The 19,565-nt window shown below is 63.7% G+C and carries 20 protein-coding genes; 12 read left to right on the plus strand and 8 right to left on the minus strand.

Annotated features, from left to right (window positions below; all coding sequences use genetic code 11):
- Window positions 1–97: 97 nt before the first annotated feature.
- The 6 genes from ACP15H_RS19115 (at window position 98) to ACP15H_RS19140 (ending at window position 6,569) form a co-directional block, all read left to right on the plus strand.
- Window positions 98–550 (plus strand): DUF2924 domain-containing protein, encoded by a 453-nt coding sequence (locus ACP15H_RS19115; RefSeq protein WP_425067740.1) that lies wholly within the window; start codon window positions 98–100, stop codon window positions 548–550.
- On the plus strand, window positions 547–1,851 hold the full coding sequence (locus ACP15H_RS19120; protein ID WP_425067741.1) for a recombinase family protein: 1,305 nt from the start codon (window positions 547–549) through the stop codon (window positions 1,849–1,851). The genes ACP15H_RS19115 and ACP15H_RS19120 overlap by 4 nt, the downstream gene beginning before the upstream one ends.
- Window positions 1,851–2,243: a hypothetical protein gene (locus ACP15H_RS19125; RefSeq protein ID WP_425067742.1), complete on the plus strand. Its 393-nt coding sequence runs from the start codon at window positions 1,851–1,853 to the stop codon at window positions 2,241–2,243. Before ACP15H_RS19120 ends, ACP15H_RS19125 begins: the two co-directional genes overlap by 1 nt.
- 1,016 nt (window positions 2,244–3,259) lie before the next feature.
- Complete coding sequence (locus tag ACP15H_RS19130; protein WP_425069930.1) at window positions 3,260–4,804, plus strand: recombinase family protein; 1,545 nt, start codon at window positions 3,260–3,262, stop codon at window positions 4,802–4,804.
- Window positions 4,801–5,685 (plus strand): plasmid partitioning protein RepB C-terminal domain-containing protein, encoded by an 885-nt coding sequence (locus tag ACP15H_RS19135; RefSeq protein WP_425067743.1) that lies wholly within the window; start codon window positions 4,801–4,803, stop codon window positions 5,683–5,685. Before ACP15H_RS19130 ends, ACP15H_RS19135 begins: the two co-directional genes overlap by 4 nt.
- 2 nt (window positions 5,686–5,687) lie before the next feature.
- Window positions 5,688–6,569 (plus strand): plasmid partitioning protein RepB C-terminal domain-containing protein, encoded by an 882-nt coding sequence (locus ACP15H_RS19140; RefSeq protein ID WP_425067744.1) that lies wholly within the window; start codon window positions 5,688–5,690, stop codon window positions 6,567–6,569.
- Between the two features lie 451 nt (window positions 6,570–7,020).
- Here the strand turns inward: ACP15H_RS19140 and torT are convergent, their stop codons facing one another.
- Genes torT through ACP15H_RS19155 form a run of 3 tightly spaced genes read right to left on the minus strand, consistent with a single transcriptional unit; the run spans window position 7,021 to window position 9,963 of the window.
- Window positions 7,021–8,082 carry a TMAO reductase system periplasmic protein TorT gene (torT, locus tag ACP15H_RS19145; protein WP_425067745.1) on the minus strand — a complete coding sequence of 354 codons (1,062 nt, stop codon included), beginning with the start codon at window positions 8,080–8,082 and terminating at the stop codon, window positions 7,021–7,023.
- Between the two features lie 53 nt (window positions 8,083–8,135).
- Window positions 8,136–8,918 (minus strand): ATP-binding cassette domain-containing protein, encoded by a 783-nt coding sequence (locus ACP15H_RS19150; RefSeq protein WP_425067746.1) that lies wholly within the window; start codon window positions 8,916–8,918, stop codon window positions 8,136–8,138.
- Between the two features lies 1 nt (window position 8,919).
- Window positions 8,920–9,963 carry an ABC transporter permease gene (locus ACP15H_RS19155; RefSeq protein WP_425067747.1) on the minus strand — a complete coding sequence of 348 codons (1,044 nt, stop codon included), beginning with the start codon at window positions 9,961–9,963 and terminating at the stop codon, window positions 8,920–8,922.
- Window positions 9,964–10,105: 142 nt separating this feature from the next.
- On the opposite strand from ACP15H_RS19155, the gene ACP15H_RS19160 reads away from it, so the two are divergent.
- Window positions 10,106–11,146: a LysR family transcriptional regulator gene (locus ACP15H_RS19160; protein ID WP_425067748.1), complete on the plus strand. Its 1,041-nt coding sequence runs from the start codon at window positions 10,106–10,108 to the stop codon at window positions 11,144–11,146.
- Here ACP15H_RS19160 and ACP15H_RS19165 read toward each other — a convergent pair.
- The 4 genes from ACP15H_RS19165 to ACP15H_RS19180 all read right to left on the minus strand — a co-directional run bounded on the left by ACP15H_RS19165 (window position 11,128) and on the right by ACP15H_RS19180 (window position 15,020).
- Window positions 11,128–12,132 (minus strand): FAD-binding oxidoreductase, encoded by a 1,005-nt coding sequence (locus ACP15H_RS19165; protein WP_425067749.1) that lies wholly within the window; start codon window positions 12,130–12,132, stop codon window positions 11,128–11,130. The two genes, ACP15H_RS19160 and ACP15H_RS19165, sit on opposite strands and share 19 nt — an antisense overlap.
- A gap of 8 nt (window positions 12,133–12,140) precedes the next feature.
- Window positions 12,141–13,178, minus strand: a complete 1,038-nt coding sequence (locus tag ACP15H_RS19170) for a hypothetical protein (protein WP_425067750.1) — start codon at window positions 13,176–13,178, stop codon at window positions 12,141–12,143.
- 25 nt (window positions 13,179–13,203) lie between these two features.
- Window positions 13,204–13,776, minus strand: a complete 573-nt coding sequence (locus ACP15H_RS19175; RefSeq protein WP_425067751.1) for a flavin reductase family protein — start codon at window positions 13,774–13,776, stop codon at window positions 13,204–13,206.
- A 74-nt stretch (window positions 13,777–13,850) separates the two neighbouring features.
- A complete protein-coding gene (locus ACP15H_RS19180) occupies window positions 13,851–15,020 on the minus strand; it encodes an aromatic ring-hydroxylating oxygenase subunit alpha (RefSeq protein ID WP_425067752.1) in 1,170 nt (389 codons plus the stop codon).
- 204 nt (window positions 15,021–15,224) lie between these two features.
- Between ACP15H_RS19180 and ACP15H_RS19185 the strand changes: the two genes are divergently transcribed.
- The 4 genes from ACP15H_RS19185 (at window position 15,225) to ACP15H_RS19200 (ending at window position 17,332) form a co-directional block, all read left to right on the plus strand.
- Window positions 15,225–15,536 (plus strand): non-heme iron oxygenase ferredoxin subunit, encoded by a 312-nt coding sequence (locus ACP15H_RS19185; protein WP_425067753.1) that lies wholly within the window; start codon window positions 15,225–15,227, stop codon window positions 15,534–15,536.
- A 45-nt stretch (window positions 15,537–15,581) separates the two neighbouring features.
- Window positions 15,582–16,379, plus strand: coding sequence for an alpha/beta fold hydrolase (locus ACP15H_RS19190; protein ID WP_425067754.1), 798 nt, complete (start codon window positions 15,582–15,584; stop codon window positions 16,377–16,379).
- Window positions 16,379–16,726, plus strand: a complete 348-nt coding sequence (locus ACP15H_RS19195; protein ID WP_425069931.1) for a family 16 glycosylhydrolase — start codon at window positions 16,379–16,381, stop codon at window positions 16,724–16,726. Before ACP15H_RS19190 ends, ACP15H_RS19195 begins: the two co-directional genes overlap by 1 nt.
- A gap of 186 nt (window positions 16,727–16,912) precedes the next feature.
- Complete coding sequence (locus tag ACP15H_RS19200; protein ID WP_425067755.1) at window positions 16,913–17,332, plus strand: cyclic nucleotide-binding/CBS domain-containing protein; 420 nt, start codon at window positions 16,913–16,915, stop codon at window positions 17,330–17,332.
- A gap of 79 nt (window positions 17,333–17,411) precedes the next feature.
- On the opposite strand, the gene ACP15H_RS19205 is transcribed toward ACP15H_RS19200, so the two are convergent.
- Window positions 17,412–17,534 (minus strand): hypothetical protein, encoded by a 123-nt coding sequence (locus tag ACP15H_RS19205; protein WP_425067756.1) that lies wholly within the window; start codon window positions 17,532–17,534, stop codon window positions 17,412–17,414.
- Window positions 17,535–17,924: 390 nt separating this feature from the next.
- Between ACP15H_RS19205 and ACP15H_RS19210 the strand changes: the two genes are divergently transcribed.
- Complete coding sequence (locus ACP15H_RS19210; protein WP_425069919.1) at window positions 17,925–18,962, plus strand: IS5 family transposase; 1,038 nt, start codon at window positions 17,925–17,927, stop codon at window positions 18,960–18,962.
- Window positions 18,963–19,565: the final 603 nt, after the last annotated feature.

Raw genomic sequence — 19,565 nt, forward strand, 5'->3', positions numbered from 1 at the left:
GGAAGTCCAGTCCACTATCTGCCGACCGGGGAGACAGTTCCGTCGACTTCCTGCCCGACCGAAGCGGTCATGCCGACGCCCCCAGACGGAGAACGGCATGAAGAATCACGACACGGTATTGGCGCGCATCGCGGCCTTGAAGACGACACCAACCACGAAGCTGAAGGAGCAGTGGACGGCGCTCTTCAACACTCCGCCCCCGCCCTACAACCGGCGCTTCCTGGAGAGCCGGTTGGCCTACCGGATCCAGGAGCTGGCCTACGGCGGCCTGAAGCCCGAGACGGTGCGCCGGTTGGAGCAGCTGGGCGAGCAGCTGGACGGCGGCAACATCGCCGTGCGCCGGGTGCGAGGCAGCGACATTCCCATCGCCGGCACCCGGCTGATCCGGGAGTACCAGGGCGTCGAGCACACCGTGACGGTGATGGCCGACAGCTACGAGTGGCAAGGCCGGCCGTACAAGTCGCTGTCGGCCATCGCCCGGGCCATCACCGGCACCCGATGGAACGGGCTGCTCTTCTTCGGGCTCAAGAACCGGCGGAGGGCGGCATGAAGAAGCCGGTCGTCCGCAAGCTGCGCTGTGCTGTGTACACCCGGAAGTCGACCGAGGAAGGGCTCGACATGGAGTTCAACAGCCTAGACGCCCAGCGCGAGGCCTGTAGCGCCTACATTGCTAGCCAACGGTCGGAGGGCTGGGTCGAACTGGCGGATCCGTACGATGACGGCGGCTTCTCAGGTGGCACGCTGGAGCGACCAGCGCTGCGGCGGCTGATGGCCGACATCGAGGCCGACCATGTCGATGTGGTGGTGGTCTACAAGATCGATCGCCTCAGCCGTGCCCTGATGGACTTCGCCCGGCTGGTCGAGGTGTTCGACCGGTGCGGCGTCACCTTCGTCTCCGTCACTCAGTCCTTCAATACGACCACCAGCATGGGCCGGTTGACCCTGAACGTGCTGTTGTCATTTGCTCAGTTCGAGCGCGAGGTCATCGGCGAGCGCATCCGCGACAAGGTCGCAGCCTCCCGCCGGCGCGGCATGTGGATGGGCGGGTTCGTGCCCATGGGATACCGGGTTGAGAACCGGAAGCTGGTCGTCCACGAGCCCGAGGCAGCGCTCATCCGGCGGATCTTCGAGCGGTTCCTGAAGGTCGGCTCGGCGACGCTGCTGGCACGCCAGCTTCGGGCCGAGGATGTCCGCAGCCATCGAGGGCGGGTCGTCGACAAGGGAGCCCTGTACCGGATCCTCCGGAACCGGGTGTATGTCGGGCTGGCCGTCCATAAGGGTGTGGCCTACCCCGGCGAGCACGCCGCGATCGTCAGCCAGGCCCTCTGGGACAAGGTGCAGTCGATCCTGCAGGAGAGCCCCCGGGTCCGGGGCTGCCGGGCTCGGGCCGCCACTCCCGCGCTCCTCAAGGGGCTACTGTTCGGACCTACCGGCCGCGCCATGAGCCCGACGCACACCCGCAAGCACGGCAAGCTCTATCGCTACTACGTCTGCCAGGCCGCCCTGAAGGGCGAGGCAGCGCCTTCCCCCATACGACGGGTCTCAGCAGCTGCCATCGAAGCTGCGGTCATCGACCAGCTGCGGGCCCTGCTGCGGTCCCCTGAGGTGGTCGTAGCGACCTGGCGGGCTGCCGGGCCCCAAGCCGACGGACTGTCGGAAGGACTGGTTCGGGAGGCCCTGGAGCGGCTCGATCCGCTCTGGGAGGAGCTCTTCCCAGCCGAGCAGACCCGCATCGTCCAGCTGCTGGTCAAGCGCATCGACCTCAAGACAGACGGCCTCGAGCTCCAGCTCCGGACACAGGGGCTCGGCCATGTGGTCCAGCAACTGGGCGATCTCCGGAGGGCTGCCTGATGCCGCGGCAAGAACCCGCCGTTGTCACCATCAAGGTGCCCTTCGCCGTGCGCAAGCGGGGCGGTCGGAAGCTTGTCCTGGCGCCAGACGGCGCGCCTGTGCCGGCCATGGTGCCGCACATCGACAGTACGCTGATTAAAGCGATCGCCCGGGCGTTCCGCTGGCAGAAGATGCTGGAGACCGGCCGGTACGCGACCATCAGGGAGATCGCCAGGGCCGAGAGGATCAACCCGTCCTACGTCTCACGCGTGCTCCGGCTGACGTTGCTCGCGCCGGCGACGGTGGAGGCGATTCTGGATGGGCGCGCGAACGCTGGGCTGACGTTGGCGGAGGCGATGGGGGTGTTTCCGGTCATTTGGGCGAGGCAGCGACGACAGCTTCCTGGTCGGTAGAGAAGTTTCCGCTTGGAATGTGCAGACCGCGCCCCGATACGGAGCCCCCGCTCCGGTGGCCAGGCGAGGACATGCTAATGGTCTTGCTCATAATGGCTCCACCTTCTCAAGAGTTGGAGCCTCCGGCCCTTCCAGGCGGTTCAGCGTACGGATCAACTAGCCGCGTCGAAACTCTGGGAAATCCCGGTACTGGTCTTTGAATCGGTCGTCTGGCTCCCCGCCGCGGAGCAAATAGCCCTTCGGATCAGCGAAGCCAAAGATACTGCGCTTCGGACGGTCGTGCCAATTAATGTTGAAGGCAGCGAGCTTCGGAAAGAACTGGAGCCTGCTGTACGGGAGGTGGTCATGTATCCAGTAGGCCAGCGGCCGCCAGTCCTTGGTATGGGCATAACCATGTCGCGCTGATTGGCGAGTACCTTCTCTCGGATAACCAGATACTCACCCAGCACGGCGCCGGCTCTCGACCACGATAATTGAGCCTAAGGCTGCCGACCAAGGGTAGCGTCCAGCGCCTCGACAAACGCCGTTACGTGCCCCCTGAGCGCTTCCAGGCCCTGGCGGCTTGCCATGGGTGCCCGGCCGGTTCGGAGCATGACCTCCCGATATACCGCTTCGGACGACCGCAGGAGGCCTTCCAGGTGGTGGCCGCTGGGGCCGTTAGCCCCAGCCAGCCATCCTTTGACGGTCCTCTCGCCGGCGCCTGTCCAAGCCATGACTGTCTTGATTGAGGCGCCGCATGCCAACTCCTCTTTCAGGGCATCTCCGATTGCCTTGGAATAGGACCGGCCAAGCTCCTTACGGGATCGCTCGGAGGGCAATTCTTTGCCCTTCTTAGGCAACTCTTCGCCCGTCGACGGCACAGACATCACTCCTCCCAAGAATGTAGCGTCCAGACCATTCAAGGGGCGTCAGGAATGAGTATTGCACCGGGCCCGACCTCGGGTGGGCACCAACCTCTCAGAGTCCCGCCGCCAGGCGTTCTGGGCGGCATTTCCGAAAGCCGGCGCCGGGATGCGTTGCCCCTGGGATCCAACGTCCGGCCGCAAGGACGAGCTGCGCAGTATGTCCGGATGTCGACCGAGCATCAGCGGTACTCTACCGAGAACCAGTCCGATGCCATCTATCAGTATGCCGGGCGACGCGGCCTTGAGGTGGTCAGAACCTACGCCGACGAGGGTAAGAGTGGCTTGAGGCTGGACGGGCGTGATGCCTTGAAGCGGCTGATTGATGACGTCCAAACAGGCAAGGCCGATTTCTCAACAATCCTGGTCTACGACGTCAGTCGCTGGGGCCGCTTCCAGGACGCCGACGAGAGCGCCTACTACGAATACATCTGCCGCCGAGCAGGAATAGCCGTCCAGTACTGCGCCGAGCAGTTCGAGAACGACGGCAGCCCGGTCTCCACCATCGTCAAAGGGGTGAAGCGGGCTATGGCGGGCGAGTACAGTCGCGAGCTGTCCGCAAAGGTGTTCGCCGGTCAGTGCCGCCTAATCGAGATTGGCTACCGGCAAGGAGGTCCGGCCGGATATGGCCTGCGCCGAATGCTCGTCGATCAAAATGGGGCACACAAGGGCGAACTTTCCCGGGGCGAGCACAAGAGCATTCAAACGGACCGCGTGATCCTGGTTCCCGGTACGCCCGTCGAGATCGAGACCGTGCAATGGATGTATCGAGCATTCGTGGAAGACGGGAAACTCGAGCACGAAATCGCAGACCTTCTAAACAGTAGGGAGGTCGAAACAGAAGACGGACGCTCCTGGACGCGCGGACGCGTCCATCAGGTTTTGACCAATCCCAAATACGTTGGCGACAACGTTTGGAATAGGATCTCCTACAAACTGAAGAAAGTGCGGGTCCGCAACGACCCGGACATGTGGGTACGCTCGAACGGCGCCTTTGAGCCGATCGTCGAGCGGCATCTCTTCGATGCCGCCCAAGCGATCATTCAGAACAGGTCTCGCAGAATGTCGGAAGACGACATGCTCGAGCGCCTGCGCCATCTCTATCAAGCACGTGGAGACCTCTCGGGGCTGATCATCGATGAAGCTCCCGACCTCCCATCCAGCTCTACATACAGTGCTCGCTTTGGAAGCCTGGGCCGCGCCTACGAGCTTGTAGGCTTCACACCGGATCGAGATTTCCGGTTCGTAGAGATCAACCGGCTTCTTCGTAGTCTGCAGCCGGAGATTATTGCGGAGACCATCGAACAGATCACCCGAATTGGCGGATGCACAGAACAGGATCCGCGCAGCCAGCTACTTACGATAAACAAAGAGTTCACGGTCGCGCTGTGCATCGCGCGCTGTCGCGAGACCGCAGCCGGCTCGCTGCGATGGCAGATCCGGTTTGATACCAGCCTCTCACCGGACGTCATCGTCGCCTTGCGCATGGATCGAGAGAACCAGGCAGTACAGGACTACTACATCCTGCCGCGCATCGATCTTCCGGGACCGCAGGTCCGCCTCGGGGAGCACAATGGCCTCGCGCTGGATTCGTTTCTCTTCGGCTCACTGGACCAGCTCTACGAAATGGCCGCTCGCACGCAGCTTGGTGACCTATGAAAAAGCCACTCTCCACATCCCGTGTCGAGCAGATCCCACTCGACAAGATCACCGTCATTAATCCACGCGCCCGAAACCGCAAGGTGTTCGAAAGTATCGTCAAGAACATCGGCCAGCTCGGGCTGAAGCGCCCCATTACGGTCATCCGCAAGCCGCGCCCTGACGGTGACGTCTTTGACCTCGTCTGTGGCCAGGGCCGCCTGGAGGCCTACAAGACCCTGGGCCGGACGGAGATCCCGGCATTAGTCGTCGAGGCGACCGAAGAAGACGGGCTGGTCATGAGCCTCGTTGAGAACATCGCCCGGAGGCAGCACAGAGCCATCGATCTGCTCCATGACATCGAAGGAATGAAACGCAGAGGTCACAGCGAAGAGCAGATCGCACTGAAGACCGACCTCACGGTCGAGTACGTGCGTGGCGTCATCCGACTTATCGAGGGCGGAGAAGACAGGTTGCTCCGGGCAGTGGAGTCCGGCGCCATCCCAGTAAGTGTGGCAATCCAGATTGCCGAGTCCGAAGACGGTGATGTCCAGGACGCTCTGCAGCAGGCCTACGAGAATGGCGACCTGAAGGGCCGGAAAATTACCATTGCCCGGCATCTGATTGAACAGCGGCGACGTCGCGGAAAGACATTCGGCGGGTCGACGGTGAAGAAGGGAGGCGGGAAGCTTTCGCCCAGCGCGCTGATCCGGACATATCAGCAGGACGTCGAGCGCAAACGGCAGTTGGTCCGCAAGGCCGAGGCGACCCGTGACAGGTTGACGTTCGTCGTTCAGGCCCTGAGAACGTTGTTCGCCGATGAAGGGCTGACGGCGATCCTGAGGGCGGAAGGCCTCGATAGCTTGCCGCGCAACCTCGCCGCCCGGCTTCAGGGGGCCTAGGCATGCCCCACGGCATGGGCCCGGCCGTCGCTCCCGCGGCTTTCGCGGATACTACCGTGCAGGTACCGGTCGCGGACCTCAACGCTCTTCGGCCCGTCACTGATGCCGTACGGAAGACGCGCAAATACTCACAGATCGTGGCGTCGGTCCGGGAAATCGGGATGGTCGAACCATTGGTAATTGCCCCCGACCGCAAGGCCAAAGGCAAATACCTCGTCCTCGACGGCCATCTCAGGCTCGAAGTACTCAAGGAGCTGGGCGAAACCGATGCCGTCTGCCTGGTCGCGACTGATGATGAAGCATACACCTACAACAATCGAATCAATCGACTTGCGATCATACAAGAACACCGGATGATTCTGCGGGCGATCGAGCGGGGCGTCTCGGAAGACCGGTTGGCGGCGGCCCTTAACGTGAAGCTCGACCACATTCGTCGTAAGCGCCGGCTGCTGGATGGCATATGCCCGGACGCCGCATCGCTGCTCGAAGACAGGCACATCTCGATCAATACGTTCGACACGCTGAAGAAAATGGGCCCTGAGCGTCAGGTCGAGGCGGCCGAGCTGATGATCGCGATGAACAAGTTCTCAATCAGCTACGCCAGAACTCTATTGGCGGGCACACCGGACGCGCAACTGGCGCCGGGACGGCGCCGTACCAAGCCGCGCGGTGTCACAGACGAGCAGCTCGTGCTGATGCAGCGTGAATCGGCAAATCTCGACAGGGAATTCAGACTGATTGAGGAGTCCTACGGGCCCGATCATCTCGATCTCGTGCTTGCCAAAGGTTACGTCGGGCGATTGGTCGGCAACGTTCGCGTCGCACGTTACCTGGAGCAGCATCACAAGGACATCCTCGCCGAGCTTCTGCAAATCAGGGAATAGCAGGCGACGGCCGCCTGATCCGGACAGCAAGCTGTCCGCGGGGACCCGGACCCAACAAGCGCGGGGACCACAGGAGACGCCGCACCGTGGGGCGGATCGAGTGTGGTGGCGGAGAAGGCGGCGAACCCGTCCTGAGTCCGCCAGGCTGGAAATCATATGCCAGCCGGATGCACCTCACTCTTGGTGAGCGCGCATACTGCAACGACGTGCCGGGAGCAGGCGCGGCCGCACTCGCCTGCACCGGCACGTCACGGGTGGCGTCGCCCACCGCCGCGACCCTCCCTTGCTGAAGCTACCTCGCATCCCCCTCAACAATACCGCCCCCAGCGGGAACGAATTGGGCTTCGCAACGCGCAAGTAAAGCGCGCAGCCGATCCGAAACGCGACCGACAGGCCGTCACCGATAGCGGATGACGGGCCTGTCGGGGTTTCAATCCCGGCGCCTGGGTTGTTACTTCTTGACCGCGTCGATCTTGAACACCGGCTTGAAGTCGTTCGGCGCCAGCAGGGTCGTACGGTCGTAGGTGTTCACGTTCTTGCCGTCGATGATGCTGAACTGGCGGCTCGCGACCTTGACCTCGAGTTTGCCTTCGAGGATGCGCAGCGCCTGGTCGACGCTGATCCGCGAGCCGAGCAGGTTGTTGTCGTTGACCGTCGCCATGACGATGCCGTCGCGCACGGCCTGCTCGATCGGCGGCGTCGAGTAGAAGGCTATCAGCTTCTTGTCCTTGATGCCCCGCTCCTTGACGATCTCCATCGCGCCCTCGATCGCCGGCGCCACGCCGCCGATGATCGTCAGATCGGGATAGGTCTGCAGCGCATCTTCCAGCAGCTTCATCTGGGTGGCCTTACCGGTGTCGCCGTAGATGACCTTCACCAGTTCCACATCGGAGCCGGCGATGGCGTCCTTCATGCCCTTCACGGCGTCCTCGACCCACTGCGAGCCGGCCGGGCCCGCGAGCCAGACCAGCTTCTTCTTGCCCGAGCCGGCCGGATAGGTCTGCGCCAGATACTTACCGGCCGTGGCGCCCGCGTAATAATACTGGGCGAGCGCGGCGGCCGCGATCTTGTCGCTCGTCACGCCGTTGCCGAGATCGAGCACCGGCACACCCTTGCGAGCAAGTTCCTCGATCATGCCGTTCAGGCCCGACTTCGAGACCGCGTTGACCAGCACCGCATTGCCGCCGGCGGCGACGCAATCCTCGATCTGCTGGATCTGGCCCGCGACGTCGTCGTAGCCGTTGGCCGCCATCACGGTCGCCGAGATGTTCTGCCGCCTGGCCTCCATCAGGATGCCGTAGTCTTTGGCGACGTAGTAGGCGTCCTTCATGTGCGGGAAGGCGACGCAGATGCGCCACGGCTTGCTGAGCGAGCCGGCCGGCAGCGGCTTGTAGACGGCCGTCGGGTTCTTCTCGTCGACCATCAGGTTGGCGGTCCAGTCGTCGGCCGCGAAGGCCGCGCCCGCCTGCATCGCCAGCATTACCGAAAGTGCAATTCCAGAAGTCTTCCTCATGACACAGCTCCCACTGCTATACCCCGGCGGATTCTCGACGGGATAATGGCTCCCTAGACCCGGCCATGGATGATCATCGACGTGATGTCCTGGCGGGTCGCCCCCTCCGTCGGCACCACACCGACGAGATTTCCATTCTTCAGCACGGCCACGCGATTGGAGATGCTCATGACATGCTCCATGTTGTGGCTGACGATCAGGAACGAGATGCCGCGCCGGGACAGGCGCTGGATGAGATCGAGCACCTTCTGCCCCTCGTGAACGCCCAGTGCCGCCATCGGCTCGTCCATGATGACCAACTTGATGTCGCCGAGCAGAAGCCGGCTAATGGCGACGGCCTGGCGCTGGCCACCGGACATGGTGCTGACCGGACGGTCGAGATACGGCATGCGGATGTCGAGTTCGCGCAGCAGCGCCTTGGTGCGCTCCACCATCTCGGCGCGCCGCAGCAGCGGCAGCACACCCAGGATCTTCGTCGACAGTTCTCTACCGAGGAACACGTTCTGCGGGACGTCGAAGCAGTCGACCAGTCCCAGGTTCTGGTGCAGCGTGGCGATGCCGAGGCCGTGTGCGTCGTGCGGATTCTTGATGTCCGCGAGCCGGCCGCTCACGTGAATGGCGCCTTCGTCGGGCGTCTCGGCGCCCGACAGGATCTTCACCAGGGTCGACTTGCCGGCGCCGTTGTCGCCGACCAGCGCCATGATCTCGTTCTCGCGCACGTCGATCGAGACGCCGTTCAGGGCGCGGTTGCCGCCGAACGACTTGATGATGCCCGAGGCCCTGAGAAGCGAGGTGGTGCCGGCCGCGGGGCGCGGGGGTGCGAGGACCTGTTCCATGCTATTCGGCCCGAACCTGCTGCATCATCTTGATCCGCACCTGGTCGACCACCACCGCGAGGATGAGCATCACGCCCAGCACGATGAGCTGCTGGTAGCTCGGCACCCGCAGGAGGTTCATGCCGTTGGTGACGAGGGTGACGAAGAAGGCGCCCAGCACCACGTTGCCGACCCGCCCGATCCCGCCGAAGAAGGACACGCCCGCGATCACCACGGCGGTGATCGACTCCAGAACATGCGTGCTGGCGAGCGTCGCCTCACCGGTGCCGACCCGCGCCGTCAGGAGAAGACCGCCGACCGCCACGATGATCGAGCACATGACGTAGGCCATCACCATGTGCAGCCGCGTGCTGATGCCCGCGAGCCGGCTCGCCACGATGTTGCCGCCGAGCGCGTAGATGCGACGGCCGAACGGCGTCCAGTTGAGGATGTAGTACATGATCAGGAAGACGCCGCCGGCGACCCATACGGGCGCGGGAATGCCCAGGGGTGCGGCGTAGGCAAAGACCTCGCCGAACTGCTTGGGCATGCCGTACATCGGCATGCCGCCGCTCACCGTCAGCGCGACGCCCGACAGGATCGACAACATGCCCACGGTCATGATGAACGGGTTGACGTTGAAGACGGCGATGCCGATCCCATTGATCGCGCCGACCACCGCCCCGATCGCCATGCCCGCGCCAATGCCGGCGGCGATCGCCCACCACGTGGCGCCCGGATCGCCGGCCAGCACAGTGGCCATCACCAGGGCGACGCAGACGCTGACCAGCGCCTCGGTCGAACCGATCGACATGTCGATGCCGCGCACCAGCAGGGTCAGCATCTGTCCGATACTGACGACGACCAGGAAGCTCGAAGCGCGGGCGACGTTGAAGAGATTGTTGTAGGTGAGGAACCGAGGCTCGGCGAGCGCGAAGCCCACGATGGCGACGATGAGCACGATCGGCAGGATGCCACCCGCCAGGAAGATCCTGCGGCCGAGGCCCATGAGGCGCCCCAGCAGGTCAGGCGGAAGTTTCTGCTCCACCGCCACGCGCTCAGACATCGTCTTTTCTGCGGATCGCCATTGCATGCCCCTTGAACTTTCAGGATTAGCGTACGGACGGGCTGCATGACGCAAATTGATATTTTCAATGACGAAAGCAATATTTTTGATATTAAGCTTTATTCGCATTATGGAGCCCGGAATGGCCAAGCAACCCGCGCACCAAGTCCCCGCCTTCGAAGGGCTGGCCAAGAAGATCAACTGGAACCTGCTGCACATGTTCGTCGTGGTCGCCGAGCAGCAGAGCCTGTCGCGCGCAGCCAACGTGCTGGGCCGCGGCCAGCCGGCGGTGAGCGCGGCCCTGAAGAAGCTGGAGGAGCGGCTCGACTGCAAGCTGGCCACGCGCGGTCCCACCAACTTCGCCCTCACGCCGGCGGGCGAGGTGCTCTACCGGGAGGCGCGCGAGATCGCCAACGGCATCGACCGCATCTCCCTGCTCATCGCCGACCTGAGCGGCGAGCTCACCGGCACCGTGCACCTCGCGATGGCCAGCCACATGACCAGCCCCCTGCTCAACCAGGCGTTCGCCGAATTCCACCGCCGGCATCCCAAGGCCACCTTCCTCACGACCGTGATGTCGAGTCCCGAGATCATGAAAGCGATGGCCGCGAGCACCATCCACTTCGCCATCACGCCGCTCTACCAGACGCCCGACCAGTTCGAGTGCCTTCATCTCTTCCGGGAGCACTGCGCCTTCTATTGCGGCCCGACGCACCGGCTGTTCGGGCGTCACGACGTGACGCCCGCCGAACTGCGCAACGAGGCCTCGGTGAGCTATTATCGGCCGACAACGATTTCCTACACGCTGCAGACGATCGCCGATGCGCACGGCGAGCTGCAGCTCGCCGAACCGGCCGTCGCGGTGTCCAATCACATGGAAGAGGTCCGGCGCATGATCATCGCCGGCATCGGCATCGGGGCCATTCCCATTCATATCGCGGCACGGGACGAGAAGGACGGCCTGCTGTGGCGGTTGCCGCCCTACAAGCCGATGATGCCCGTCGATGTCTTCATGATCACCAATCCGCGCGTCCAGCCGAGCCGGGTCGAGCAGTCGCTGATCGATGTCGTGAAGGAACTGGTGGAGGCCAGCCCTCTCAAGGAGCGGACCTATCCGCAGGCGCTCGGCCTGTCATTTGCCGCCCCGCCGGCGGTGCGCCGGGGTCAGAAGAACCGGTCGTAGTGGATGCGGTCCGCCGGCACGGCGCGGCCCCGCGACAGCAGCGACACCACCGCCTCCGCCATCGGCGGTGGCCCTGCCAGATAGAAATCGGCCTCGGCGAAGGCCTCCTTCGGCAGGTCGGCCACCAGCTCGTGCACCATGCCGATGCGGCCAGTCCATCGCGAATCTTCGTTCGAAACGATCGGGTGGAAGCGCAGACTTTCGCCCAGCCGCGGCAGGTTCCGCAACAGCGCCTCGCCGCAGATATCGTCGGCCGAGCGGCCGCCATAGAAGAAGTCGACGCTGCCCAGGGGCTCGCCGCCCAGCCGGTCGAGGCCGCGGGCAATGCCGATCATGGGCGACAGGCCGGAGCCGCCCGCGATGCACACGACATTGCGGGACGCGCCGGTTCGCAGGTAGGCGCGGCCATACGGTCCGTCTAGCGTGACAGGCGCGCCCGGACGCAGATCGAACAGCAGGGACGTCGCGGCGCCGCCGCGAACGCGCCGGATGATGAAATGCCATTCGCCCGCGTCATTGGCGATGTTCGACATCGAATAGGCGCGCATCGACGGGAGGCCCGGCAGCGACAGCAGGGCATACTGACCGGGAAGGAAGGCGGCCGGCCGGTCGGTGGCGAAGCGGAACTCGCGCATGTCGTGGGTGAGATCGAGCACGCTTTCCAGCGTGGCACCGACCCGAACCGGCAGCGGCGCCTCGGCGGCTTCGCCACGGCCGATCATCCGGATGCGGCAATCGGAGGCCGGCCGCGACTGGCAGGCGAGAAAGCGACGGCGGCCTCGGTCGCGCTCCGACAGGCCGGGCGCGGCGGGCCAGGCCTCGACGATCTCGCCATCGAGCAGTTCGAACTTGCAGGTGCCGCAGCCGCCGGCGTTGCATTCGTAGGCAAGCGGCAGGCCCGCCCGCAGTCCGGCTCGCAACAGCGCATCGTCGGCCGCGCAGTCGAAGGCCGCGCCGAGCCGGCCCTCCTGGATCCGGTACGCCACGAAGCGGCCTAGTCCAGCCGCCGCGACATGGCTTCGTGGAGCTTCGCGAGCCGGCCGGGGCCCACGAAGTCGCCGTCATTCACGAGCTGGACGTCGCCCACCCACAGCGACTGGTCGAAGACGATGCCGTCGGGGTGGTTCTCACCGCCGCCCGGCTCCCACCAGGGCAGGCCCATGCCGATCGCATTGGAACCCGGAATGCGGATGTCTTCGATGAACTGCCGCTCGGTGAGCATGGTGCCGGGATGGAAGCCCAGGGTGAAATGGACGAAGTAGCCGAAGTCGCCCTTCCCGCCGGCCCGGCGCAGGGCGCGCCCGAAGCTCGGCCGGTCCTCGGTGCCGCCGCCGGTGAAGCCCTTGATCTTGCCGTCGACCTCGATGGTGATCGGGGCACGCAATTTCCGGTAATACTCGTCGAACAGCGCCTGGATGATGATCCTGCCCTTCACACTGTCCATCACCGGATAGAAGCTCTGCGTGCCCGGCACGGTGTTCATGCCCGGGCTCTGGCAGACGCGCTGGCGAATCATCTTCAGCTTGTCGAGCGTCAGCGTCACGTCCGTGCCTCGTGGGCAGGTGAAGCGCACCTGCTGGCCCGCCGCCTCCGCGAAGAACTCCGCGAGCGCCACGTTGAAATCCATCATCGCAGCAAAGTCGACGCAGCCGTAGAGCCGCTCGAAACTGTCGGCCTCCGCGAGCGCCAGCAGCGCATAGCGGCAGCGGTTGGCGTCCATGGCGGCCGAATGCGCCCCCGACCCGGCATGATAGGGAAAGCAGAAGTCGAACCAGACGTCGCAGGCGATGGCCGCGGCCTTCAGCGCGTCGGAAACGTAAGGATCGGCGAGCCCGCCCTGGAAGGGAAGCTGCGGCGCCACCGCGATGAGCGGCTTGCCGCCCGCCTGGATCACCGTGTCGGCGACCGCCTGGATCAGCTTGCTCTCGGTCGCCGTGTCGGCCGTGATGAGAACGGTCTCGCCGTTGCCCACGGCGAAGTGCTTGCTGACCAGATTGTCGGCTGCACGCAGCAGCCGCTTCGACGTGAACATGGGCGCTTTCCTTATCCTGCGAGGCTCAGGCGCCCTCGACGGTGACGCGCGTGGGCCGGGGCATAGTGAATGTCTCGCGTACGACGGCGTATTCCTGGTAGCCGAGCCGCGCGATCGGCTCGAGCCGGTCGATCTTCAGCAGCCCGTCCTGCAGGAGATCGTCGCGGATGTGGACGCCCAGCACCTCGCCCAGCACCATGCAGTTGTCGACGCCGCCGAACGAGCCGGGCATCGAGATCACCTTCACCAGCCGACATTCCAGATGGAGCGGCGATTCCTTGACCCTTGGCGGCCGCACGAGCTGCGACGGCTCCTTGCTCAACCCCGCCAGTTCGAACTCGTCGACATCCCGGCCGGCGGGCGCCGAGGACACGTTCAGCGCCTCGCGCAGGCTGTAGGTCGCGACATTGATCACGAACTCACCGACATCACGCACCGCGCGCAGCGAGTCCTTCTCGCCGCCTTCGGCATGGGCACCGACCGGGCAGTAGATGACCAGCGGCGGGTGCTCGCTCACCAGGTTGAAGAAGCTGAACGGCGCCAGGTTGACCCGGCCCCTGCCGTCGATCGTCGACACCCAGCCGATGGGTCGAGGCACGACGCACTGCTTCAGAGGATTGTGAGGCAAACCGTGATCGTTGCGGGCGCATTCATAGAACATCGGGCGGCGATCTACTCAGCCGCGGCGGCCATCTGCGGTTCGCCGTAGATGCGACCGAGATTGTGCAGGATGAAGTGCTGCACGCCCTTCTCGAGCCGGCTCATGCGGCCGGGAACGAAGTGCTTGGCCCGCGAGGCGTTCTGCAGCGATTCGACCATGGCGACGTCCTCGCCCAGGATCTTGTCGCTCATCTCGAGGAACTGGCGCTTCACCTCGGGGAAGTTCGGCGCCTCGACGACATGCCGCGGGAAGACGATGAACTGCTTCATGATCATCGTGTTCACGTCGACCGGCCACGACGAATAGAGCATCACGTAATCAGGCCGCACGAAGAAGTTGACGTTGGGCGTGATGACGCCGGCCTGCGAGAAGCGCGGCGGCTTGTTCCTCAGCGCCGGGATCGGCTCGACGAAGACCTCGCCGGACTTGGTGTGGGAGCCCGCGTCGTACTCGTTGATGAAGACCTGGCCGCGCTTGCGTGTCTCGTAGGGCACGTCGGTCGTCTTCATGAAGCGGCCGATCGTGTCCTTGTGCAGCACGCCGATATGGTAGAAGTCGATGAAGTTCTCGACCATCAGCTTCCAGTTGCAGCTGAGCGGAATGTCGCGCTGGATGCCGAGCCGCATCGGCTCCATGTCGAGATAGCCGAACTTCTCGGCGAACTCGGCGACGAAAGTCTCGAATTTCTCGGGTGTCTTGTTCAACGAGACGAACACCCAGCCCTGGAACGTCTCGCAGGGCAGCTCGGGCAGCTTGCAGTTCTTGCGGTCGAATCCCTCGGAGTCGCGCATGTAGGGCGCGCCGATCAACTCGCCCTCGAGATTGTAGAGCCAGCCGTGATACGGGCAGGTGAATTCCTTGGTGTTGCCCGCGCCGCTGGCCACCTCGACGCCGCGATGGACGCAGGTGTTGGAATAGGCGGCGATCCGACCCTCGGAGGTCCGGCACAGCAGGACCGGCTGTTCGACGATGCGGAACGTCTTGTAGTCGCCCGGATTGGCGATCTCCTCGGCGCGACCGATGCAGAGCCAGTCCTCGCCGAAGATCACCTGCTTCTCGCGCTCGAGCACGGCGGGATCGTGATACATCTCTCCCGTCGGATGGTTCGCCTGCGTCACCGGCAGGAACGTCCTGGCGTAAGCACCCTCGTTGCCGCCGCCTGTCTTGCCTGTCTTGTCCATTGCCCGGCCCTTCCTTGGTCGTCGCCGAGCATGACGTTGCAACTTCCTCCACTCAAATCGATACGATCTATATCAATATCGAGTGCGTCGATGGCGCTGCCGGAACACGATTGACGCCCCCCCGAGCGCGGTGGTCTATCCTCCTGTCTTCATATCGACTCCATCGATACGGATTATGGGTACATCAACTGCATTGAGGTACGGATGACGACCTGGCACAAGGCGGCCGAGACGAGCGCGCTGGCCGACAAGGACGTGATCGGCGTCGAGGTGGACGGCGTCGAGATCGCCCTCTTCCGCCTCGAAGACGGCTACTTCGCCACCGCCAACATCTGCACGCACCAGTTCGCCTTCCTCTCCGAGGGTTATGTCGACAAGGGATGCGTGGAGTGCCCGCTTCACCAGGCCTTCTTCGACATCCGCACCGGCGCCGTTGTCGAGGGTCCACCCGAGGAGCCGCTCAAGACCTTCCCCGTCAAGGTCGAGGGCACGGACATCTTCGTCGGGATGAGCTGACGCCCGCGCGCAGACGCTCGCCGTTCATTCGAGAAGGATTTCGTCATGGCTCAGCCGATTCGCTCCGAATACTCGATCGTGGGAACCGGGCCCGCGGTGTTCCTGACGCACGGCGTCGGCGCGCGGCGCCAGGTCTGGGAGGGTGTCGTCGCGAAGCTTGCGCCCCACTTCCAGTGCATCTCCTACGACCTCAGGGGACACGGGGGATCCGAGGGTGCCACCTCGCCCTTCGGTCTTGACGAGTTCGTCGCGGACCTCGAAGCGCTGCGCGCCCAGCTCCGCATCGAACGGGCGCACTTCATCGGTCATTCCCTGGGCGGGATGATCGTACCGGCCTATGCACGGCTCCATCCGGAACGGATCAGGTCACTCGGCCTGATCTGCACCGCAGCTTTCCGTAGTCCCGAGGCGAGGGCCAACAGCGCGAACTTCGTCAAGAAGATCGAGGCGGAAGGCATGCCGGGCATCCTCGATACCATGCTCAGCCGATGGTTCACCGACGAGTTCAGGCAGGAACGTCCCGATTTCGTCGAGCAGCGCAAGCAGCAGATGCTGAACGCCGACCCGAGGGTCTACCTTGAGACCTATCGTGTCTTTGCCACGACCGAGACCGGTCCGTGGCTGGGCGAGATTGCTGCGCCGACGCTGGTGACGACCGGAGAATTCGACCCCGGCTGCAGCCCCGCGCTCAACGAGAAGATCGCGGCGGCCCTCCCGCAGTCGGAACTCGTCATCCTCCCACGCCTCAGGCACTCCGTTCTTGTCGAGGCGCCCGATCTGGTCGGAAACCTGCTGCTGCGCTTCCTGAAGTCGGTCGAGGAGCCGTCAGAGGCGCGCGCCTAATCAACGTCTACTACAACCCGGGTGATGACGGTGCGGAGCTCAACTACGGATATCGGGGCACTCCGGTTCAGATTGACCTCGGCTTTGATGCTTCCGAGGATTTCCACCGCTACGCGATCGAGTGGGAGCCTACAGGAATCAAGTGGTTCGTGGACGACAAGCTAATTCACGAGCGGACGAGTTGGGATCCCACTCCGATTCCGCATCTTCCGATGCAGTTCTTTATCAACCTATGGTCCTCCAGATCCGAGGAGTTCGCTGGAAGATTGGCGCTGGAGGGGGGCCCCGCGCACAGTGACATCAGGTCGATCCGCTTGCAGGGCCACAAGCGAGCCGGTGTCTCATAATCGATGCATTCGCCAATACATTTCCTATTGTCGCAGGGGTCCCGCCAGTGAGGGGGATTTCACTCCCTCCTATGGGGTCTCCGAGGCGGGGTAGCATTGACCTTGGTCAAACGCATGACGCCGTTGTCATGCCATTGTCACGCATCCGTAAACGTGTCCGGTTCCCCGCCGGCATCAGGAGGTCAGATGCGAAAGCTTGGCGACATCGTTCTGGACCAGCGCCCGCTCAAGATGGGCGAGACGGCGACCGTCAAGGAAGCCAGCCAGCAGATGCGGGAAACTGGGGCAGGATCGGTCTTGGTGACCAAGGAAGATGGCCGGCTGGCGGGCATCTTCACCGGGCGCGATGCGGTATGCCGCGTCCTGGCCGAGGGTCTCGAGGCGGCGACGACCCCACTGCGCGCCGTCATGACGGCCAATCCCATCACCATGTCGCCCGACCGCACCGCCATCGGCGCGCTGCGTCTGATGTGGGACGGCGGCTTCCGGCACGTGCCGCTGGTGAAGGACGGAAGGATCCTGGGCGTCGTGTCGCGCGGCGACTTCAAGGGAGTCGAGCATGGCCGCCACGAAGAAGAGCGCGATCTCTGGGAACACATGCGCTGACGCGCTAGCTGTGCGCACTCAAAACTCCAAAAGCCAAGGAAGTGCAGCGTTTACCACAGTCATACCGCCATCGGCATGCTCACGGCTTCTGTCCGCCCTCGGTTCCCTGCTCTTGCTCCGGGTTCGTCGCCTCACACTGGAGCTCGAACTCGTCGCCCTGCGGCATCAGTTGACCGTCCTGCGCCGGCAACACCTTGGCCACTCATTGCTTATTTCCCCGTCAGCGCCCGCTCCATCGCTGCGTTCTTCTGCATCGACCCACTCGATGAGCCGACCCAGTAGGCAACAACGCTGAATGCCGCTCTGAACGACCTCAATTCATCGGACCACGACTAACTCGAGAGCACCGACGTCTCCCGCTCCTTCGACGGCCCCAACGGGGACGGTTCTGCAACGGGCCGAGGCGCGACCCGCTGAGACAGCAAATGCTTTTTGGCTAGCTTGTCTATGCTAACGGGGAACGCCGCACTTTCCGACATAGCTTTGATTGCGGTGGCCAAGGCCTTTATACTATAGGGCACCTCGAATAATAGCGCCACTGACTGACGTGTGTGAGTCTCGTAGCTGACGAGATGGTTCGGCGAGGGCGATGATGGCGCAGTTCGGCTTCTTCGATGCGGACAAACGGCTTTCTGCGCTGTCTGCGAAGGGCGATCCTTTGGTTGGTATCTCTGCACTGGTGCCATGGGAGACGTTCCGAGGCGACATCGAGGCTGTGGTGTTGACCGCCGACGAGGCCAGAAAGAGCAGCGCTGGCCGCAAGCCAATCGACGCGCTCGTTCTGTTCCGAATGTTGATCTTGCAGTCGCTGTATAATTTGTCGGATGAGCAGATCGAGTACCAGGTGCGCGACCGTCTGTCGTTCACGCGCTTTCTCGGGCTTGGCATCGAGGCCAGCATTCCGGATGGCACGACGCTGTGGCTGTTCCGCGAGAAGCTCGCCAAGGCTGGTCTGATCGACAAGCTGTTCGAGCGTTTTGGCCAGCATCTCGAAGCCAAGGGCTACATCGCGCGCGGTGGCCAGATGGTCGATGCCACGATCGTTCCTGTGCCCCGGCAGAGCAACAGCCGGGACGAGAACGATCAGGTCAAGGCCGGCACGACGCCCAGGGACTGGAAGAAAAGGCCTGCAAAGAATCGGCAGAAGGACAAGGACGCGCGTTGGACCAAGAAGCATGGGCGTAGCTTCTTCGGCTACAAGAACCATGTGAACGCCGATGCCCGGTACAAGCTGATCCGCGAATACGGGGTTACCGACGCGAGTGTCCACGATAGCCAGGCGATTGACGATCTTCTGAACAAGGGCAACACGTCGAGCGAGGTGTACGCCGACAGTGCCTATCGCTCGGCCGAGACGGAGCGGAAGCTCAAGGCGCGGGGCTTCAGGAGCCGTATCCACAAGCGCGGACACCGCAATCATCCGCTGAGCGATGCGGAGACAAAGGCAAACACCAGGAAGAGCAAGGTGCGGGCGCGCATCGAGCACGTGTTCGGCGCCCAGGAGAACGCGCCAGGTGGACGACTCGTCCGCACGATCGGCATCGTGCGTGCGAAGGTCAAGATCGGGCTTCAGAATCTCGCCTACAACATCCGCCGCCTGGTGATCCTGGAACGAGCTGCCGCCGCATGACGGGATGAGTCCGTCCGCTACGCACCAACCTGAGCGTCAGGAGGCAAAAAGCCGCTGATGGCGCTCACCAAGCCACGCCGAACCCACAAAACGTCCGGTGCCATGGACAGCAGGTCGCTGACAGGCCCATTCTTCGAGGTGCCCTATAGTGATTCCATCGCCTGTCAGGGGGTAGGGGGCCTCTGATCCTTGGGGCTTTTGGGGCGTGCTGCCGGCATGGGGCTCACGCAGAGAATTTTTCCGCCGGCCCAAAACCACACTCGAATATTTCCCGTCCGCCAATGCCACCAAGAAACGGCCTGTTTTGGGGCCTCGTCGCGAGCGGCAGCAACGACCGCCGAGAGGGCCGGGACGCGCCGTACGGCCGGGAAAGCCGCCCCTGTCGGGACTTCTGAGCCGTCCGCCGCCGTCGAGCACCGGCGAATATTTCCCGTCCGCTAATGCCTCCAAGAAACGGCCCGTTTTGGGCGGCTCGACATGAAGGGCGCCAAGCCGACGCGCGGTTGCAGCGCTTGTAATCCCGTGATCGTGATGCGCCGAAGATAGCAATGCGATGATCTGCTTGTTCACTTGGCTCGTGGCGTCATCGAAGCGCTTATGCGG

The sequence above is a fragment of the Reyranella sp. genome, assembly GCF_965249915.1.
Lineage (GTDB): Bacteria > Pseudomonadota > Alphaproteobacteria > Reyranellales > Reyranellaceae > Reyranella.